The organism is Chryseobacterium arachidis, from assembly GCF_900129245.1.
Taxonomy (GTDB): Bacteria; Bacteroidota; Bacteroidia; order Flavobacteriales; family Weeksellaceae; genus Chryseobacterium; species Chryseobacterium arachidis.
In genome coordinates this window covers 625573-642446 of record NZ_FQUT01000001.1, presented here as the reverse complement: position 1 = coordinate 642446, position 16874 = coordinate 625573, and the positions used below count along the sequence as shown (strand labels likewise).

At 35.9% G+C, this 16874-nt stretch carries 15 protein-coding genes; 2 read left to right on the top strand and 13 right to left on the bottom strand.

Annotated features, from left to right (window positions below):
- Positions 1-185 precede the first annotated feature (185 nt).
- A complete protein-coding gene (locus tag BUA89_RS23045; RefSeq protein WP_178362421.1) occupies positions 186-341 on the top strand; it encodes a bacteriocin-like protein in 156 nt (51 codons plus the stop codon).
- Between the two features lie 56 nt (positions 342-397).
- On the opposite strand, the gene BUA89_RS02855 is transcribed toward BUA89_RS23045, so the two are convergent.
- The gene (locus tag BUA89_RS02855) at positions 398-1897 is read right to left on the bottom strand and encodes a carbon-nitrogen hydrolase family protein (RefSeq protein ID WP_072953111.1); all 1500 of its coding nucleotides are present in this window, start codon (positions 1895-1897) and stop codon (positions 398-400) included.
- Positions 1898-2339: 442 nt separating this feature from the next.
- Between BUA89_RS02855 and BUA89_RS02850 the strand changes: the two genes are divergently transcribed.
- Complete coding sequence (locus tag BUA89_RS02850) at positions 2340-2726, top strand: hypothetical protein (protein WP_072953110.1); 387 nt, start codon at positions 2340-2342, stop codon at positions 2724-2726.
- Positions 2727-2760: 34 nt separating this feature from the next.
- On the opposite strand, the gene BUA89_RS02845 is transcribed toward BUA89_RS02850, so the two are convergent.
- The 12 genes from BUA89_RS02845 to BUA89_RS02790 all read right to left on the bottom strand — a co-directional run bounded on the left by BUA89_RS02845 (position 2761) and on the right by BUA89_RS02790 (position 16613).
- Positions 2761-3279: a hypothetical protein gene (locus BUA89_RS02845; RefSeq protein WP_072953109.1), complete on the bottom strand. Its 519-nt coding sequence runs from the start codon at positions 3277-3279 to the stop codon at positions 2761-2763.
- An 88-nt stretch (positions 3280-3367) separates the two neighbouring features.
- Positions 3368-4897 carry a glutamine-hydrolyzing GMP synthase gene (gene guaA, locus BUA89_RS02840; protein WP_072953108.1) on the bottom strand — a complete coding sequence of 510 codons (1530 nt, stop codon included), beginning with the start codon at positions 4895-4897 and terminating at the stop codon, positions 3368-3370.
- Positions 4898-5050: 153 nt separating this feature from the next.
- On the bottom strand, positions 5051-6289 hold the full coding sequence (purD, locus tag BUA89_RS02835) for a phosphoribosylamine--glycine ligase (RefSeq protein WP_072953107.1): 1239 nt from the start codon (positions 6287-6289) through the stop codon (positions 5051-5053).
- Between the two features lie 129 nt (positions 6290-6418).
- On the bottom strand, positions 6419-7936 hold the full coding sequence (gene purH, locus BUA89_RS02830) for a bifunctional phosphoribosylaminoimidazolecarboxamide formyltransferase/IMP cyclohydrolase (RefSeq protein ID WP_072953106.1): 1518 nt from the start codon (positions 7934-7936) through the stop codon (positions 6419-6421).
- 453 nt (positions 7937-8389) lie between these two features.
- Positions 8390-8956 carry a phosphoribosylglycinamide formyltransferase gene (gene purN, locus BUA89_RS02825; protein ID WP_072953105.1) on the bottom strand — a complete coding sequence of 189 codons (567 nt, stop codon included), beginning with the start codon at positions 8954-8956 and terminating at the stop codon, positions 8390-8392.
- A 153-nt stretch (positions 8957-9109) separates the two neighbouring features.
- The gene (purM, locus tag BUA89_RS02820; protein WP_072953104.1) at positions 9110-10102 is read right to left on the bottom strand and encodes a phosphoribosylformylglycinamidine cyclo-ligase; all 993 of its coding nucleotides are present in this window, start codon (positions 10100-10102) and stop codon (positions 9110-9112) included.
- Between the two features lie 273 nt (positions 10103-10375).
- Positions 10376-10927 carry an NADPH-dependent FMN reductase gene (locus BUA89_RS02815; protein WP_072953103.1) on the bottom strand — a complete coding sequence of 184 codons (552 nt, stop codon included), beginning with the start codon at positions 10925-10927 and terminating at the stop codon, positions 10376-10378.
- Between the two features lie 192 nt (positions 10928-11119).
- Positions 11120-11848 carry a pirin family protein gene (locus BUA89_RS02810; RefSeq protein ID WP_072953102.1) on the bottom strand — a complete coding sequence of 243 codons (729 nt, stop codon included), beginning with the start codon at positions 11846-11848 and terminating at the stop codon, positions 11120-11122.
- A 113-nt stretch (positions 11849-11961) separates the two neighbouring features.
- On the bottom strand, positions 11962-12588 hold the full coding sequence (locus BUA89_RS02805; protein WP_143152252.1) for a hypothetical protein: 627 nt from the start codon (positions 12586-12588) through the stop codon (positions 11962-11964).
- Positions 12589-12715: 127 nt separating this feature from the next.
- Positions 12716-14098: an MFS transporter gene (locus tag BUA89_RS02800; RefSeq protein ID WP_072953100.1), complete on the bottom strand. Its 1383-nt coding sequence runs from the start codon at positions 14096-14098 to the stop codon at positions 12716-12718.
- Positions 14099-14102: 4 nt separating this feature from the next.
- Positions 14103-14618 carry a nuclear transport factor 2 family protein gene (locus BUA89_RS02795; protein WP_072953099.1) on the bottom strand — a complete coding sequence of 172 codons (516 nt, stop codon included), beginning with the start codon at positions 14616-14618 and terminating at the stop codon, positions 14103-14105.
- A gap of 78 nt (positions 14619-14696) precedes the next feature.
- The gene (locus BUA89_RS02790) at positions 14697-16613 is read right to left on the bottom strand and encodes a glycoside hydrolase family 13 protein (protein ID WP_072953098.1); all 1917 of its coding nucleotides are present in this window, start codon (positions 16611-16613) and stop codon (positions 14697-14699) included.
- Positions 16614-16874: the final 261 nt, after the last annotated feature.

The window sequence follows — 16874 nt, the reverse complement described above, 5'->3', positions numbered from 1 at the left end:
AACCCTAGCCCCGATAGAAACGGCATCCTTTTTTGTTGCGGCGGAGCGAAGCGGAGCCGTAACAAAAAAGATATAGTGGATAGCGGGAAACAGCTTCAAAAAAATCAATTAAAATTTCAATTTCAAAGAAATTTTTTAACTTTACAAATACTAAACATTAAAACCAACTCTAAAAAATCATTACAATGAAAAATTTAAAGAAAGTATCAAGAGCTCAGATGAAAAGTATTTCTGGAGCGGGAATTATCCGAAACTGTTCTAACCAATGTTGCCCGACTGACGGAAGACCAAAATGTCCGGGATTGATTTGCCCGGCTGTTGTTTGCCCGCAATTAGCTTAGAAAAATTTTAAATTAACAGAAGATAAAAACGGAAAGCACTATGCTCTCCGTTTTTTCTATTTTAAATACGTTTCGTATAAATCTGTTCTTCTGTCTTTCATGATCTGAACCGAACCGTTGTGATGAAGATCTTTGAGTAAATTTAAGTCTACATCGACGATTAAAGTCATTTCTGTATTGGGAGTTGCCTCTCCTTTTACGGCATTCGATGGAAAAGCAAAATCCGATGGTGTGAAAACTGCAGCCTGACCAAACTGGATATCCATATTATTAACTCCCGGGAGGTTTCCTACGCAACCCGCGATCGCTACATAACATTCGTTTTCAATCGCTCTTGCCGCCGCGCAATGACGAACACGCATGTAAGCATTCTGAGTATCCGTGAGATAAGGTACAAACAAAATCTTCATTCCCTGATCGGCTAAAATCCTTGGAAGTTCCGGAAACTCAACGTCATAGCAAATGACTAATCCTATTTTTCCACAGTCGGTATCAAAAACTTTGATCTCGTTTCCGCCTTTCATTCCGTAGTATTTTTTCTCGTTCGGCGTGATGTGAATTTTGCGGTATTCGTCGGTTCTACCATCTCGGTGGAGAAGATAACTCACATTATACAGTTCGTTATTCTCAAAAACAGGCATACTTCCTGAGATGATATTCACGTTATAACTGATGGCCAAATCTGAGATTTTCATCTTGATTTCTTCCGTTAATTTTGCCAGTTCAATCATACTGTCGCGTTCCGAAAGTTTGTTGAAGGGAGCCAATAAAGGTGTGTTGAACAACTCTGGGAAAAGCACAAAATCTGCTTTATAATCTCCCATCACGTCGACAAAAAATTCAACCTGCTCGTAAAAAGCATCGATATCCTTAAAATGTCTCATCTGCCACTGAACCAACCCCAGACGAATTATACTGTCCTGCATGGTATTCGGTTTTTTGCTGTAATAAATGTTATTCCATTGCAGCAAAACCGCATTCTCTTTCGAGGATTCGTCTTCCGGAAGGTATTTCTTTAAAACCCTGATCGGCAGAAAGTTATTTGACAATTGGAAAGATAAAACCGGATCGTAAATTTCCTTATCACGAACTCTTCTGATATATTCTCTCGGTGAAAGCTCGCTGTGTTTATGATAATTCGGGATTCTTCCACCTAAAACGATTGATCTTAAATTTAATAGTTCGCATAATTCTTTTCTGGCATCGTATAATCTTCTTCCCAACCTCAACTCACGAAACTCCGGATCAACAAAAACTTCTATTCCGTACAATACATTTCCCGTAGAAATATGTGTATTAAAAGTATAATTTCCCGTGATATCACTGTAGGTATGATCGTCACCAAATTCGTCATAATCAACAATAATGGAAAGTGCAACCGCTGCCAATTTGCCATCAACTGTGATACAGATTTGCCCTTGAGGAAATATTTTTGTGAGTTTTTCGATACTTTTTTTAGACCAGACGTATTCCGACATCTGCGGATAAGCCCGCTTCATAGTCTCTACCAATTCAGGGTAATCCTGAACGGTGAGCGTTCTTGTTTCAATTTGCATTTGATGTAATTTTACTTAAATTTAGGGAAAAAATTAAACAAATACAGTTTAAACAATTTAAAAGATTTGTTAAAGAACTGTGCAATTACCATGAAAATATATCCATTAATCCAATACATTAGTCTAACCATTATTTTTGCTTTACGAATTTTCTATACTGATTCGACAATTAATGTAGCACACAATATAAATTTATTTTCAGTTTCACCAATCAGTATTGAGGAGACAAAAACTTTTACTTATATTTATTTAATAGGATCTATGGGAATAAGTTATCTTATTTTTCATAAGCATATTTTATTTAAATTGATATATTGTTTACTGATATCGCTTAATATTTTACTGATAGTATGCTCTTAAAACAATTTTAATTTAGTAGCCATATATTTCTATCAATTTTTTTGTTTATTAATTGTATTTTCCATAAAGTAAATTACTCATAGTGGATATAACATCTATAATAAAAAATGCAGTAGCATCAGACATAAATTGGAAGCATCAGGATTTTCATTATATCGTCGATATTTTATCAAAGAGATATTTCATTACTATTGATCTAGAAGAAGAAAAAGTTGCAATTTTAGCTTTAAAGAATACTGTTACAGGATACTTATGCTTAGAGTATCCTTTATTTTTCATAGAAAATAAATTTTATTCCGAGGTTAGATTAATCCTAAATCAATTTAAATATTTAAAGTATATAAAAGTAGATAGTCTATCCGAACAATCTTTGACAGTAAATCCTGAAACTTATAATAAATATTTCAATTATTTTGAGAATATGGACAGCTTTTCTGCTGAAGATTTCTATTTTTATAATATTTATTAAACAAAAAAATCCCACCAAAAGGCAGGATTTATATTTATCTTGAATAATCAGGTAAAGACAGCTCAGAAATACTACTCAATTCAACAGAATCTTTTGCCTCATTATATTTTACATACATTGTTCGCCACTTTTCTTTCATCGCTTCTTCTTTTGTAAAAGCATGCTCTTTTACAGTAAAGTGCTCTTTCATGTGGTCAAAATCTTCATATTTTAATTTAAAAATATTTTCTAGCTTCTGAGTCACAAGAAATTCGTAATCTTTGTACTTAAAATAACCATATTTCTGACTTTTAATTTCATCATTTATCCTTGGTGAATTTTCATTAATAATGGTAGGTTTTTGATTCGTGAACAGTAAATCCAATCGTTTTTTTTCGGGATTTTCAAATCCTGACACGATTATGAATTTCACTTTTTTCTTTGCATTAGAATCTTCAATAAATTTATCAATCTCGGTAATTATTTTTTTTTGACTAATCACTTCATTGATTTCAGGGTTTTTATTACAAGCGGATAATATCAATAAAATTCCCACAATTATTACATTTTTCATGTTAACAGTTTTAAAAATTTAAATATCAAAAATAAAACAAAAAATCCCACCAAAAGGCAGGATTTATATTTAAAATTCAGGTCAAAAATTATTCCCACTCAATCGTTGCAGGTGGTTTGCTTGAAATATCATACGCTACTCTGTTGATTCCTCTTACTTCGTTGATGATTCTGCTCGAAACAGTATCTAAAAACTCGTAAGGAAGCCTGCTCCAGGTTGCTGTCATGAAGTCGATGGTATTTGCAGAACGAACTACCGCTGTGTATTCATAAGTTCTTTCGTCGCCCATTACTCCAACAGATTTTACAGGAAGAAGAACCACAAAAGCCTGAGAAACTTTCTCATACAAATCGTTTTTGTACAATTCTTCAATGAAAATATCGTCAGCTTCCTGTAAAATTCTCACTTTTTCAGCGTCAACAGCTCCTAAAATTCTAATTCCCAAACCAGGACCAGGGAAAGGATGTCTGTGTACCAAGTGATAAGGAATTCCCAATTCTTCTCCTACTTTTCTTACTTCATCTTTGAATAATTCTCTCAAAGGCTCAAGCAATTCAAACTCCATTTCTTCAGGAAGTCCACCAACATTGTGGTGAGATTTGATCACCGCAGAAGGCCCGTTTACGGACTGGCTTTCAATAACATCAGGGTAAATGGTTCCCTGAGCTAAGAATTTAGCACCTTCAATTTTATGAGATTCTTCATCAAAAACATGAATAAATTCGTTTCCGATGATTTTTCTTTTTGCTTCCGGATCGTCAACCCCTGCTAATTTTGATAAAAATCTTTCAGAAGCATCGACCAATTTAATGTTCATATGGAAATGCTCTCCATAATTGTCCATCACTTTTTTGCCTTCGTCTTTTCTCAACAACCCTGTGTCTACGAAGATACAAGTCAGTTGATCACCGATTGCTCTGTGAATTAAAACCGCCGCAACAGATGAATCTACCCCTCCAGAAAGTCCTAGAATAACCTTTTGGTCACCTACTCTTTCACGGATTTCTGCAACTGTTTTATCAATATAATTTGTCAGTTTCCAGTTTTTTTCTGCATTACAGATTCCAAAAACAAAATTTTCAAGCATTTTTCCACCTTCCTCTGTGTGAGAAACTTCCGGGTGGAACTGTACGCAAAAGATTTTCTTCTCTTCATTCGACATGGAAGCAATAACTCCAGATGTTGCATTTAATTCAAAACCTGCAGGCAATTGTCCCACTTCGTCAAAGTGGCTCATCCAAACGACAGAATTGTTCGTAACACCTTTCAGTAAAGAAGATTCTTTTATGATTTCCAAATGTGCCTTTCCGTATTCACCTTTTACTCCTTTATGAACTTTTCCGCCCAAAAGGTGTGCTGTTAATTGCATTCCGTAGCAAATTCCCAATACAGGAATTCCTTGTTCATACAATTCTTTTTCAACCAAATGAGCGTTTTCTGCGTTTACAGAACTTGGCCCACCTGAAAGGATAATTCCTCTCGGCTGTTTTTCTAAAATCGTTTCTAATGGTGTATTGAAAGGTAAAATTTCAGAATATACACCCATCTCGCGGATTCTTCTCCCGATAAGCTGGTTGTACTGTGATCCGAAATCTAATATGATAATACCGTTGTTCATTTTTATAATTGATAAATATGATGATTGATAAATGATGAAAAGTTGAAGATTTGTTCTGTAAAATAAAACTAACCTCTAATTTCTAACTTTTCAATATAAATTGCTTTACAAAAAAAGACCTGGATTTCTCCAAATCTTTTTTCGTGATTTATTTTAAAACTTTCCGATGTCTTCTCTGTAGAATCCGTAATCGAAATGTACGTGGCTTGCGTCTTCGTAAACTTTCTTGCGGGCATCTTCATAAGTTGCTCCCGTAGCCACGATGTTAAGAACTCTACCCCCGTTTGAAACCACTTTGTCTCCTTTTCTGATCGCTCCCGCATATAAAAGCTTGCTGTACTTCAGTTTATCTTCCCCTACGATTTCGAAACCAGTTTCGATGTTTCTTGGGTAACCTCCTGAGCACATTACAAGGCAAACTGCTTTTTCGTCTTTAAACTTAAGCTCGATATCTTTTCCTTCCATACAGTCATTAATAACGTCTAAAAGATTATTCTCCATTAAAGCCATTAATACCTGAGTTTCAGGATCTCCGAATCTCATGTTATATTCTAGAAGGTAAGTTCCGTTCTTCGTAATCATTAATCCGAAGAAAATAATTCCTTTGAAGCTGAAACCTTCACCTTTAAGACCTTTTACTGTCGGTTCTAAGATATTTTTCTCAAAGTCAGCATAGTGTTCCTGAGTAAATTCCGGGCTTGGAGCCACAGTTCCCATACCTCCTGTATTTGGTCCTGTATCACCGTTTCCAGCTTTTTTATAATCTTTTGCCGCTACACAAGGGAATAATTTTTCACCGTTTGAGAATGCAATAATTGAAGCTTCAAAACCTTCTAAATATTCCTCGATAACTAAACGAATTCCGGCATCTCCGTAGATTCTTCTGATCATGAAATCATGGATTGTAGCTTCAGCTTCTTCCAAAGTATCGCAAATCACAACACCTTTTCCGCCAGCTAAACCGCTCGCCTTCACTACTAAAGGAAACTGCTGCGTCTGAACATATTCCTTCGCTTCGTTATATGAATCAAATACCACAGCCTTTGCTGTTTTGATATCATAGGTCTGCATAAACTTCTTAGAGAAAGCCTTACTTCCTTCCAAGCTAGCTACTTTTTGATTGGGACCGAAAACTTTAAGATCATGCTTCTTGAATTCATCCTTTAAACCAGCTACAAGCGGTGCTTCAGGACCCACGATCGTTAAGTCTACCTTTTCTTTGATCGCAAAATCTCTAAGTTCTTTAATCTCTGATAAATGAACATTTTTTCCTATTACATCAGTGGTAGCGTTTCCGTTGGCGAAAAACATTTTAGAAATTCTTGGGTCATTCTGAAGTTTTGCTGCCAAAGCAGATTCTCTTCCACCTTCACCTATGATTAATATTCTCATACTTTATTAATTATCTAGTCTATTTTACAAATATATAATTTAAAATTAAAAGATTGAGAGATTAAAGAATTAAGAAATTACGACTCGGTAATTCCTTAATATCTAAATTTCTGAATCTCTTAATCTTAATTAATGGAAAAAATGTCTAACACCTGTAAACATCATCGGGATTTTGTGCTCATTCGCTGCTTCGATGCTGTCCTGGTCTTTTACACTTCCTCCCGGCTGAATAATGGCCGTAATACCTTCCTGAGCGCAGAAATCTACCACATCACGGAAAGGGAAAAACGCATCAGAAGCCAAAACCAAGTCTCCTGTGAATTTCTCTTTTGCTCTTTCGATCGCCTGTTGAGTAGCCCAGATTCTGTTAACCTGTCCGCCTCCGATTCCGAAAGCCTGAATTCCGTTGGAAACTACGATAGCATTGGATTTTACATATTTTACCACTCTCTGAGAGAACAATAATGCTTTTTTCTGCTCTTCTGTAGGCTGAGTTTCTGTTACCACTTTAATATCATCCGAGAAGATACTGTCGTTATCCTGAACTAATATTCCGCCATCAACTTTTACCCAAGTTTGCTTATCAGAAACAGGGTTAACGATTTTTATAATTCTTAAATTTTTCTTCTTTCTTAAAATTTCCAAAGCTTCCTCATCAAACTCAGGAGCCATAACGATTTCAAGGAAGGTTTTGTTTAATTCTTCCGCTGTTGCTGCGTCGATTTTGTAGTTCATTGCAACAATTCCGCCAAAGATGGAAACCGGATCACACTCGAAAGTTTTCTGATAGGTTTCCAAAGCTGAAGTTCCGATCGCAACGCCACAAGGTGTAGAATGTTTAACCGCACAACAAGCCATTTCTTCTTTGAATTCAGTAACTACTTTCCAGCAAAGATCCATATCACGAAGGTTGTTGAAAGACAATTCTTTACCTCCCAATTGTTCGAAATCTTTCATTGCCCCGTTTTCGAAAGTAGAAACGTAATAAGCTGCCGTCTGATGTGGGTTTTCACCGTATCTAAGGTCAGAAACTTTCTTGTAAGAAGCGTTTAAATAAGTTGGATAATCTTCTTCCAAAAGCATTCTTGAAATCGCAGCATCATAAGCTGAAGTAAGGTTGAATACTTTTCCTGCCAATCTTTTACGGGTTTCGATGAATGTGTCACCATTTTGTTCCATTTCGATTCTTACTGCTGCGTAATCTTCAACATCAGTAATTACCGTTACAGAATCAAAGTTTTTCGCTGCAGAACGAAGCATTGAAGGACCTCCGATATCGATGAATTCTACCTTTTCGTGAAGAGAAATGTCCTTGTTTACATTTTCGAAGAAAGGATAAAGATTCACGATCACCATGTCAATCAGTCCAATTCCGTGCTCCTGAACGGTTTTCATGTGTTCTTCGTTGGAACGAACCGCCAACAAACCACCGTGAACTTTCGGGTGTAATGTTTTCACTCTTCCGTCCAACATCTCAGGGAAATTGGTAACCTCATCAATCTGAATTGGATTTAAACCAGCGTCTTTCAAATGTTTGAATGTCCCTCCTGTAGAAATCAATTCATAGTTTTGGGCTTCCAAAAACTGTGCGAATTCAATTAACCCGCTTTTGTCAGAAACACTGATTAAAACTCTCTTTTTGCTCATTTTACTTTCGATTTTTTGTAATAATTTTTCATGATTAATAAACCAATTCTATAGGATTTTCATCCTATCCTGATTTAAATCGTCCCTTCGGGACTCTTTTTAATCAAAAACTTTTTACTTTAAATTTTTACTTTTTACAGTTATTTCAAACTGTAGACCGGGTCTTTCACCTCCGATCTTACTTTATTTTTACTTAGATTTTTCTTGATTTTCGAAATAATTAAATCTAAATATGTTTTGTTAATTATTATTTTAACGCAAAGGGCGCTAAGTTTTTTTTTCAATTTCTTACTGAATATTTTTCGTTCGCAAAGGCGTTTGACTACGTCGAATCTTCGATTTCACTCAGCAAAGGATGGTTGTTATTAATCTTTTTAGCCACCCCGTCTAAAATTCTTTGAATTTTTGCCACCCCTCCAAAGGAAGGGACTTTTTGTATTGCTAATAATTGTTTTAATTATTATTCAATACTTTGTTTATTGCGATTGGGAAAATTTCATATTCAATTAGATGAACTTTTTCCGCAACGGTTTCGGGAGTGTCGTTTTCTGTAACTTCGAATGATTTCTGAAGAATGGCTTCTCCTTCATCAATTCCCGGAGTTACAAAATGAACGGTTGCTCCGCTTTCTTTTTCTTTGGCTTCAATTACCGCGTTATGAACATGATGTCCCCACATTCCTTTTCCTCCGAATTTCGGAAGCAACGCCGGATGAATATTGATTATTTTTCCAACCCAATTTTCACAAAACTCAGGTTTCAGAATGGATAAAAATCCTGCCAATACGATTAAATCTGTATTTTCAGGGATGATTTTCGCCAATTCGCTGCTGAAGTTCTTTCCTCTCGGAATCAGAACGTTGTCTATGTTATGGTTTTTTGCTCTTTCCAAACCGAAACATTCTCTGTCGGCAACGACCAAAGATACTTTTGCATTCTGGATTTCTCCACTATCAATAGTATCGATGATTCTCTGAAGATTGGTTCCTGAACCCGAAACGAGTATAACTAAGTTTTTCATTTTATTTTGTGAGCCTTGTCAAGGTTTGAAACCTTGACAAGGCTTTCTATGTTTAATAACTAGCCCCGATTGCAGCGGCATCCTTTTTTGTTGCGGCCGGAGCGAAGCGGAGGCCGTAACAAAAAAGATATAGTGGAAAGCGGGATTAAGCTCCTAAAATTTTAAATCTATTTTTTCGCTTCCTTCCGTGATTTCTCCGATTTCGTAAGCATCATCCAAAAGGTGCAATACTTTTTCAGCGTGTTCTGCATCTACCACAACGATCATTCCGACCCCCATGTTGAAAGTTCCGAACATCTCTTCACGAGCTACGCCACCTCTTTTTTCCAATTCCAGCATAATGCTTGGAATCTGGATTTTTGAAGCATCAATTGTTGCGCAAAGTCCGTCACCGATAATTCTTGGGATGTTTTCGTACAAGCCGCCACCCGTGATGTGAGCGATACCGCAAACTTTAACTTCTTCAAGAACTTTGTGGATATCTTTATAATATAATCTTGTAGGAACCAAAAGTGTCTCGTACAAAGGCTTTCCTTCGAATTCTTCGTTGAAATCCGGGAACACTTTTCTTACCAAAGAGAATCCGTTTGAGTGGAAACCTGAACTTGGAAGAGCTATAATTTTATTACCTGCTTTGATTCCTGAACCGTCAATAATCTGGTCTTTTTCTACAATTCCTACGCAGAATCCTGCAACATCGTAATCTCCAGGTTGATACATTCCCGGCATTTCGGCAGTTTCACCACCAATTAATGCACAGTTGTTGTCTTTACAAGCTTCTACCATTCCTAAAACGATTTCTGCAGCGATCTCGGAATCTAATTTTCCACAAGCTAAATAATCAAGGAAAAATAATGGTTTTGCACCGTGGCAAAGAATATCGTTTGCACACATTGCAAAACAGTCTACCCCTATAGAATCGTATTTTTTTGAGTCTAAAGCTACTTTAAGCTTCGTTCCCACACCATCTGTTCCGGAAACCAAAACAGGATTTTTGTATCCTCCGATTTCGTAGAAAGCCCCAAAACTTCCCAAATGATTCAATACATTGGAATTGTGAGTTTCGCCCACCGCTTTCTTGATCTTATCAACGGTTTTGTATCCTTCTTCTTTGTCTACTCCTGCTGATTTGTACGTGTTGCTCATGTTTTATTTAGATTTTTAGATACTAGATTTCAGATTACAGACTATTTGTCAATCTAATATCTGGTATCTGATGTCTCTTATCTTTATATTACTTTTATTCAAATTCAGAAAACAAAAAAGCCGACAATCTTGGTAGATTATCGGCCGTTGTTTTATCTCAGAATTTCAGAGTCCACAATATTCCCTTTCTTGGAGAAACATTCTTTAAAAGTGGTCTGAATTTTCATCTTTTTTCTTTTTGCAAAGATATTAATTTTATATTAATTTTCAAATCTATTTTTCAAGGATAGATTCAACGGCAGAAATTTTCTGGATTTTTTCTTTTAACTCACTGTCTTTCTCCTCGTTAGAAATCTTTCCAGCTTCTTTATCGAAATTATCGTTAAAGAAAGGAAGGGTAAAAGTCTCAACTATATTTCCGCCGTGAAGAGGAAAACGCTTCGTTGCAGCTTCCAAAACACCTAATCCGCCTCTTGCTCCCGGAGCAGTTGCCATCAATAACATAGGCTTCTCATTCCATACTGCTCTGTCTTTGATTCTTGAAGTCCAGTCGAACACATTTTTGAATGCCGTAGAATATGTTCCGTTATGCTCAGACAAAGAAATTAAAAGTAGATCTGCTGCATCGATTTTTTCTGCAAAGTTTTTTGCTTCCTGAGGAACTCCGCTTTCTACTTCTCTCTGGTGTTTGTAGATCGGCATTTCAAAATCGTTCATGTCTACGATTTCCACTTCTGCGTTTTCTATTAATGAAGCCGCGTAAGAAACTAATAATTTATTGATTGATGTTTCGGAATTACTTCCAGCTACTGCTAAAATTTTCATTTATTTTTAATTTTTTGTTTAAAATTATGTTTGTTGAACCACTTCGTGGTTCGTTGATTTTGGGTATTTTTTCCATGGGTTTCACCCACGGCTATTCATATTGAACCACTTCGTGGTTCTCTAACTACAATCATTTCATTTATTGTTGTAATTCCTGCAATGATATCAATTTGACGCTGCAAAATTAACTGTTTATTTCAAATAATCGGGCAATTCCATTGGAACTTCCATTAAAAGGATTTCTGTGTCTTCTGTTGCTTCGATATTGAAACTTTGGGTATCCCAGATTCCTAAACCGTCTCTTTCATTCAGAATTCTGTCGCCCACTTTAGCGCTTCCTTTTAATACAAAAGCGTAAACACCGTTTCCTTTTTTGTTCAGAGTATAGTTTTTGCCATTTCCTTTGGTAAAATTAGCCAGATTAAACCAAGCATCCTGATGAATCCAAACGCCTTCATCGTTTCTGTTGGGAGATAAAATCTGCTGAAAACCGTTGACTTTTTCGCCTTCTTTAATGCTTTTTTGGTCATATCTCGGTTCTACATTTTCTTCTTTCGGGAAAACCCAGATCTGTAAGAATTTTACTTCTTCGTCTTTATTTTTGTTGTATTCGCTGTGCATTACACCAGTTCCGGCACTCATTACCTGAATTTCTCCTTTTCTGATTACGGCAGTCGTTCCCATAGAATCTTTATGTTCCAGATCACCTTCCAAAGGAATGGAAATGATTTCCATGTTTTTGTGCGGATGCGTTCCAAAACCCATTCCCTGAGAAACGGTATCGTCATTTAAAACTCTCAACACTCCGAAATGTGTTCTGTCGCGGTTTTGATAATTGGCAAAACTGAATGTATGGTAAGAATTCAGCCAACCGTGATTGGCGTGACCTCTTGAATCTGCTTTATGGTAAACTGTTTTCATATCTATTTGTTATTTAATTATTGTTGCTAATTATAATACAAATGTACAGCTTGCAGGATTTGGAAATGTTGACGTAGGATAAGAAAGGATATCTATGCAATCAGACAAAGAAATTATTTTAATTGTAATTCTATCAATTTGTTTTTAACATCCAATATTATCCAATTAGGTTTCTCAGAATGTGTAGGTATACATTCAGCTAAGTTTTTCTGATTTTTGTAGTTTTTAAGAGATTTTTTTCCAAACTTTATTTTCATTTCATAGATATCCTGCCCATCATTTCCAATCCATGCTTTTGTAATAATCTCACGATCTTTTTCAATATTTTTACAAAGTAGGGAGTTTGTATTTTCCGGCAAATGACTTATACCATCACACCAAAAATATTCTGCCTCTTTATATCCTGAATTTTCAAAATCAAGACTCCACTCCAGCAAGCTACAAAATTCGATATTAAATGAAGGTTCTTTTAAATTAAAATTAAAGGCTTGGCAATTAGGGCATTCAACATATTCATGGTTCAAGTCATCAAATTTACATTCAATACATCTTCCATATTTATTTAAATGATCGATAATAGCATCAGCTTCATTTTCAGAAAGCATATGCTCATCAATAATTTTGTTTTTCGCAAATAATTTTAATCTATTTTGCATTAATATATAAAAATGAAGTTTTTGTTCTTCTGTAAAGTTTAATTTAATCAATTGTCTTTCGCAGTTCTTACAATTTATTTTCATGTCAATTTTTATGTTTTTAGTTTACGGGAGCTAAGATATGACACCTTTTTAGTAAAAAAACGAACCGAAGTCCGTTTTTATATTGATATTTCATTTCAAAAGTCTTTTATAACTATTTAAAATTACATCAGAAATGCACCTGTTGAATTTCCTCTTCAATTTCTTTTGGAGTATTGTTTTCAGATTTAATAAAAATCATTGTTAAAACAGCTCCCAGTAACATACAGATTCCACCTACAACTATATAATCGATTGCCATTTTTCCAAAGATTCCGCTTACAATCGGACCTCCGAAAATACCGTTAAGAATTTGCGGAATCACAATAAAAAAATTGAAAATTCCCATGTAAACTCCCATTTTCTTTTGCGGAATAGAATCGATCAGCATCGCATACGGCATCGCCAGAATACTTGCCCACGCAAATCCTAAACCGACCATAGAAATCCAAAGGCTGTTGACATCTTTTATGAAGTACATTGAAATTAAACCTAATCCACCACAAGCCAAAGCTAAAGCATGCGTCTGCTTTTTTCCGATAAATCTGGCGATAGGAGTTAGAGCAAAGGCAAAGAAAATGGCGTAAAAATTATAACTCCCGAATAAGCTTCCCGTTAAATCTCCGGCTTTATTAAATTCTGCAGAATGAGTATCATTTGGAGAAAGTCCGAAATGATGGGTTGCCAAAGCGCTTGTCGTGAAAACCCACATGGTAAACAGTGCAAACCATGAAAAAAACTGAACGATTCCTAATTTCTTCATCTGAGAAGGAATATTTCCGAAATCTTTGAAGATATCTGAAAATTTTGGTGACTGTTTTACCTCATCATGATCATCTTCAAAAGACGAAAATTCCTCGGGTGAGTATTCTTTGGTTGTCATAATGGTATATAAAATCGAAACAATTAAAACCGCCGCCCCAATGTAAAAAGAATAAATGACATTGTCTGCTACAAAACCTTTTTGAGCGACATTTGAAATACCCCAATTCGTTAACCAGTTGGGTAAATCCGAACCGATCACTGCCCCGATTCCGATTAAAATCGTCTGCACAGAAAATCCTATTGTCGCCTGGTGTTTCGGCAGCATATCTCCTACCAAAGCACGAAACGGCTCCATCGCCACATTGATTGAAGCATCCATTATTGCTAAAAATATCACGGCCAATAACAGAACATTGGCTGCCATCATCTGTGTTGCAGAAGCGGCATTGGGAAGCATGACCAAACCGACGGCGCACAAAACTGCGCCTATTAAAAAATAAGGTTTCCTTCTTCCAAACGGGCTCCATGTATTATCGCCCATGTGACCGATAATCGGCTGGACAATCAATCCCGTAATGGGAGCAACAAGCCAGAACCATGACAATTCATGAACATCGGCACCGAAATTAGCCAGAATTCTACTTGCATTTCCGTTTTGCAAACCAAAAGCCATTTGGATTCCCAAAAATCCCATGCTCATGTTGATGATCTGAAGCATGGATAAGTTCGGTTTTATTTTTTTCGCCATCCGCCTATTTCTTTTTTAATTGTTGAATTAAAGCATCCTCAATCGGTGCTTTTTCTGCTACTACTTTGTCTACAACATCATTCGGAACCGTTACAGAAAGTACATATTGCTTTACTTTCCATTGTCCGTTGATTTTTTCAACCACTCCAGAACCACGGCAGATTTTCATTTGGGTATCCAGCAATTCATCAAACCAAGCCAGTTTTCCGTCTTTGCTGAAGTAGATATTTCTTTTTAAAGAGGTAAAATTCCAGGTTTTCTTCTTATCAAAATAGGGTTTTGCCCAAACCATGAATTGTTTTTTGTCCCAAACTTCGGTTGCATCTGTTCCAATAAAAGTGGATTCGTCGGCGAAATAGTTGAAATACGTTGTGAAATCAGCTTTTGCAGCCGCCACGTTGAAACCATCGAGCATTGTTCCGATTTCGATTTTTTCTTTTTCAAATTTTGATTGAGCCGAAAGAGTCGTTAAACCGAATACTAAAAAGAAAATTGTAAAGATTCTTGTTGTTTTTTTCATGTTTAATTTTATTTTTTGGCGCAAAATGGCGCAAAATTTTCTATCAAATTCAATGATCCTAAGGATTTTATTAAGAAACTATTGATTTAAATTTTTGTTCAATTTTCTATTAGGCAAAATATTCACTTCTCCTAAATCCCTTTTTAATTCTAAGATTAATGATGATTTTGGAGGAATTTTTAAGCTTTTATCTAAAACAATTTCACTTTCGGAAATAACATCTATCCCAGAATAAAACCCTTTCAACGATTCATCAAAATGATTCAAGTCTAAAGTTTCCTCTTTCTCACTGTTGTTCAGAACCACCATCACACTTTCTTTTTCATTATATCTAAAATACACAAAAACATTATTCTGAGGAACGAAATTTTTAGTTTTTCCGGTATGAATGACCTCTTTTCCTTTTCTCCAGTTCAGCAATTGCCGGGTAAACTGATAAAATTCCTTTTGTTGAGGCGTTTGTGTCGATGGATTGAAAGCATTTTGTTTATCCGATTTCCATCCACCAGGAAAGTCTCTTCGGATATCTGCGTCACCGCCTTTATTTTTATCGCCGCGCATTCCAACCTCGGAGCCATAGTAAATTTGAGGAATTCCGCGAACGGTTGAAATTAATGTTAAACCTAATTTATATGCTTTTGGATCATCATTAAAAATTTCATTCCATCTTTCCGTATCGTGATTTTCGAAAAAAACCATTACGCTATTGATGTCGGGATACAAAAAATCGCTTGACAAACTGTTGTAAATTCTATTCATTCCACTGTCCCAGCCTTCTTTTTCTTTAATTGCCTTAGGCATATCTCCATACAGCATAAAATCCATCACAGAAGGAAGATTAGAGTTGTAATTTGCCGCTTCTCCCGTTTTGGAGTCCTTTTGCCACGCCGAAATTTGTCCGGCAGTGTTCAACCAGGTTTCCCCGACGATATTGAATTTCGGATATTCATCGGTGATCGCTTTTGCCCATTTTGCCATCGCTTCTTTGTCGTTATACGGATAAGTATCCACACGGAAACCTCCCAATTCAGCGTATTCGATCCACCAAATAGCATTCTGTGTCAGATATTTTAAAACCAAAGGATTTTTCTGATTGATGTCGGGCATCGTGGTATCAAACCAGCCATCCAGAGCAGATCTCTTATCAATTTCAGAAGCATTGGTATCGAATTGAGTGGTTGTTTTGTAATTGGAACGCTTAAAGCCATTTTCACCACCGTTAAACCAGTGAATCCAGTCTTTGGTCGGAAGATCTTTAATCATCCAATGTGAAATTCCCCAGTGATTGGTCACATAATCCATCACCAGTTTCATATTTCTTTGGTTTAATTTCTGGGAAAGTTCCCTATATTCTTCGTTGGTTCCGTAGCGTCCGTCAATTTTATATAAGTCTGTCTGTGCATAGCCGTGATATGAATAGACTTTTTCGTTATCTTCATTCACCGGAGTCAACCAGACTGCCGTTGCGCCAAGGTTTTGAATATAATCTAAATTGTTGATAATTCCTCGCAAATCTCCGCCATGACGTCCGTTGGGAAGACTTCTGTTTGCTTTTTCAGTTAAATTCGGACTGGAATCATTTTTTTCATCTCCATTCGCAAAACGATCAGGCATTATCAGATACATCACGTCTTTTGAGGTAAATGATTCCCTGTTCGCAGAATTTGGGTTTCTTTGTTTTAATTCATAAACATAAGACCCTACAATTTTCCTGCCTTTTTTAATATTGATTTTGAATTTCGGAACGTTGATTTCATTGGTATTCACCGTTAAAAAAACATAGTTCGGATTTTCAACTTTCTGAATATCTTTGATCTGAACTCCGTCTGAAAGCTCAATTTCATTATTCGCAATATCTTTTCCGTAGACCAGAATCTGAAGTTCAGGATTTTTCATTCCTTTCCACCAAAAACCGGGTTCTACTTTATCCAGAGGCTTCTGTGAGAAAGCGATGACTGCTGCTGACAGAGCGATGATGGTGTATAATTTTTTCATTTTTAATATTAATTAAAGACAATATTTTAAGGTGCTATCAATTTTATCCTTTTTTTTTGGTTTTAATCTATTTTTCCGACTTCCGTTTTCCGGAACTTTGATATCATCCTGCTGATTCAAAAGAACAGTCTTTTTTATTCTCTACTTTCGATTTTCCCGTCACATAATTCTCTGAATATTGAAGCATATTGTAACGGCAGTATTAATCAAATTTACATTATCTTTTTGAACTGCCCCTAATTTTCAGGTTTCAATACTCAA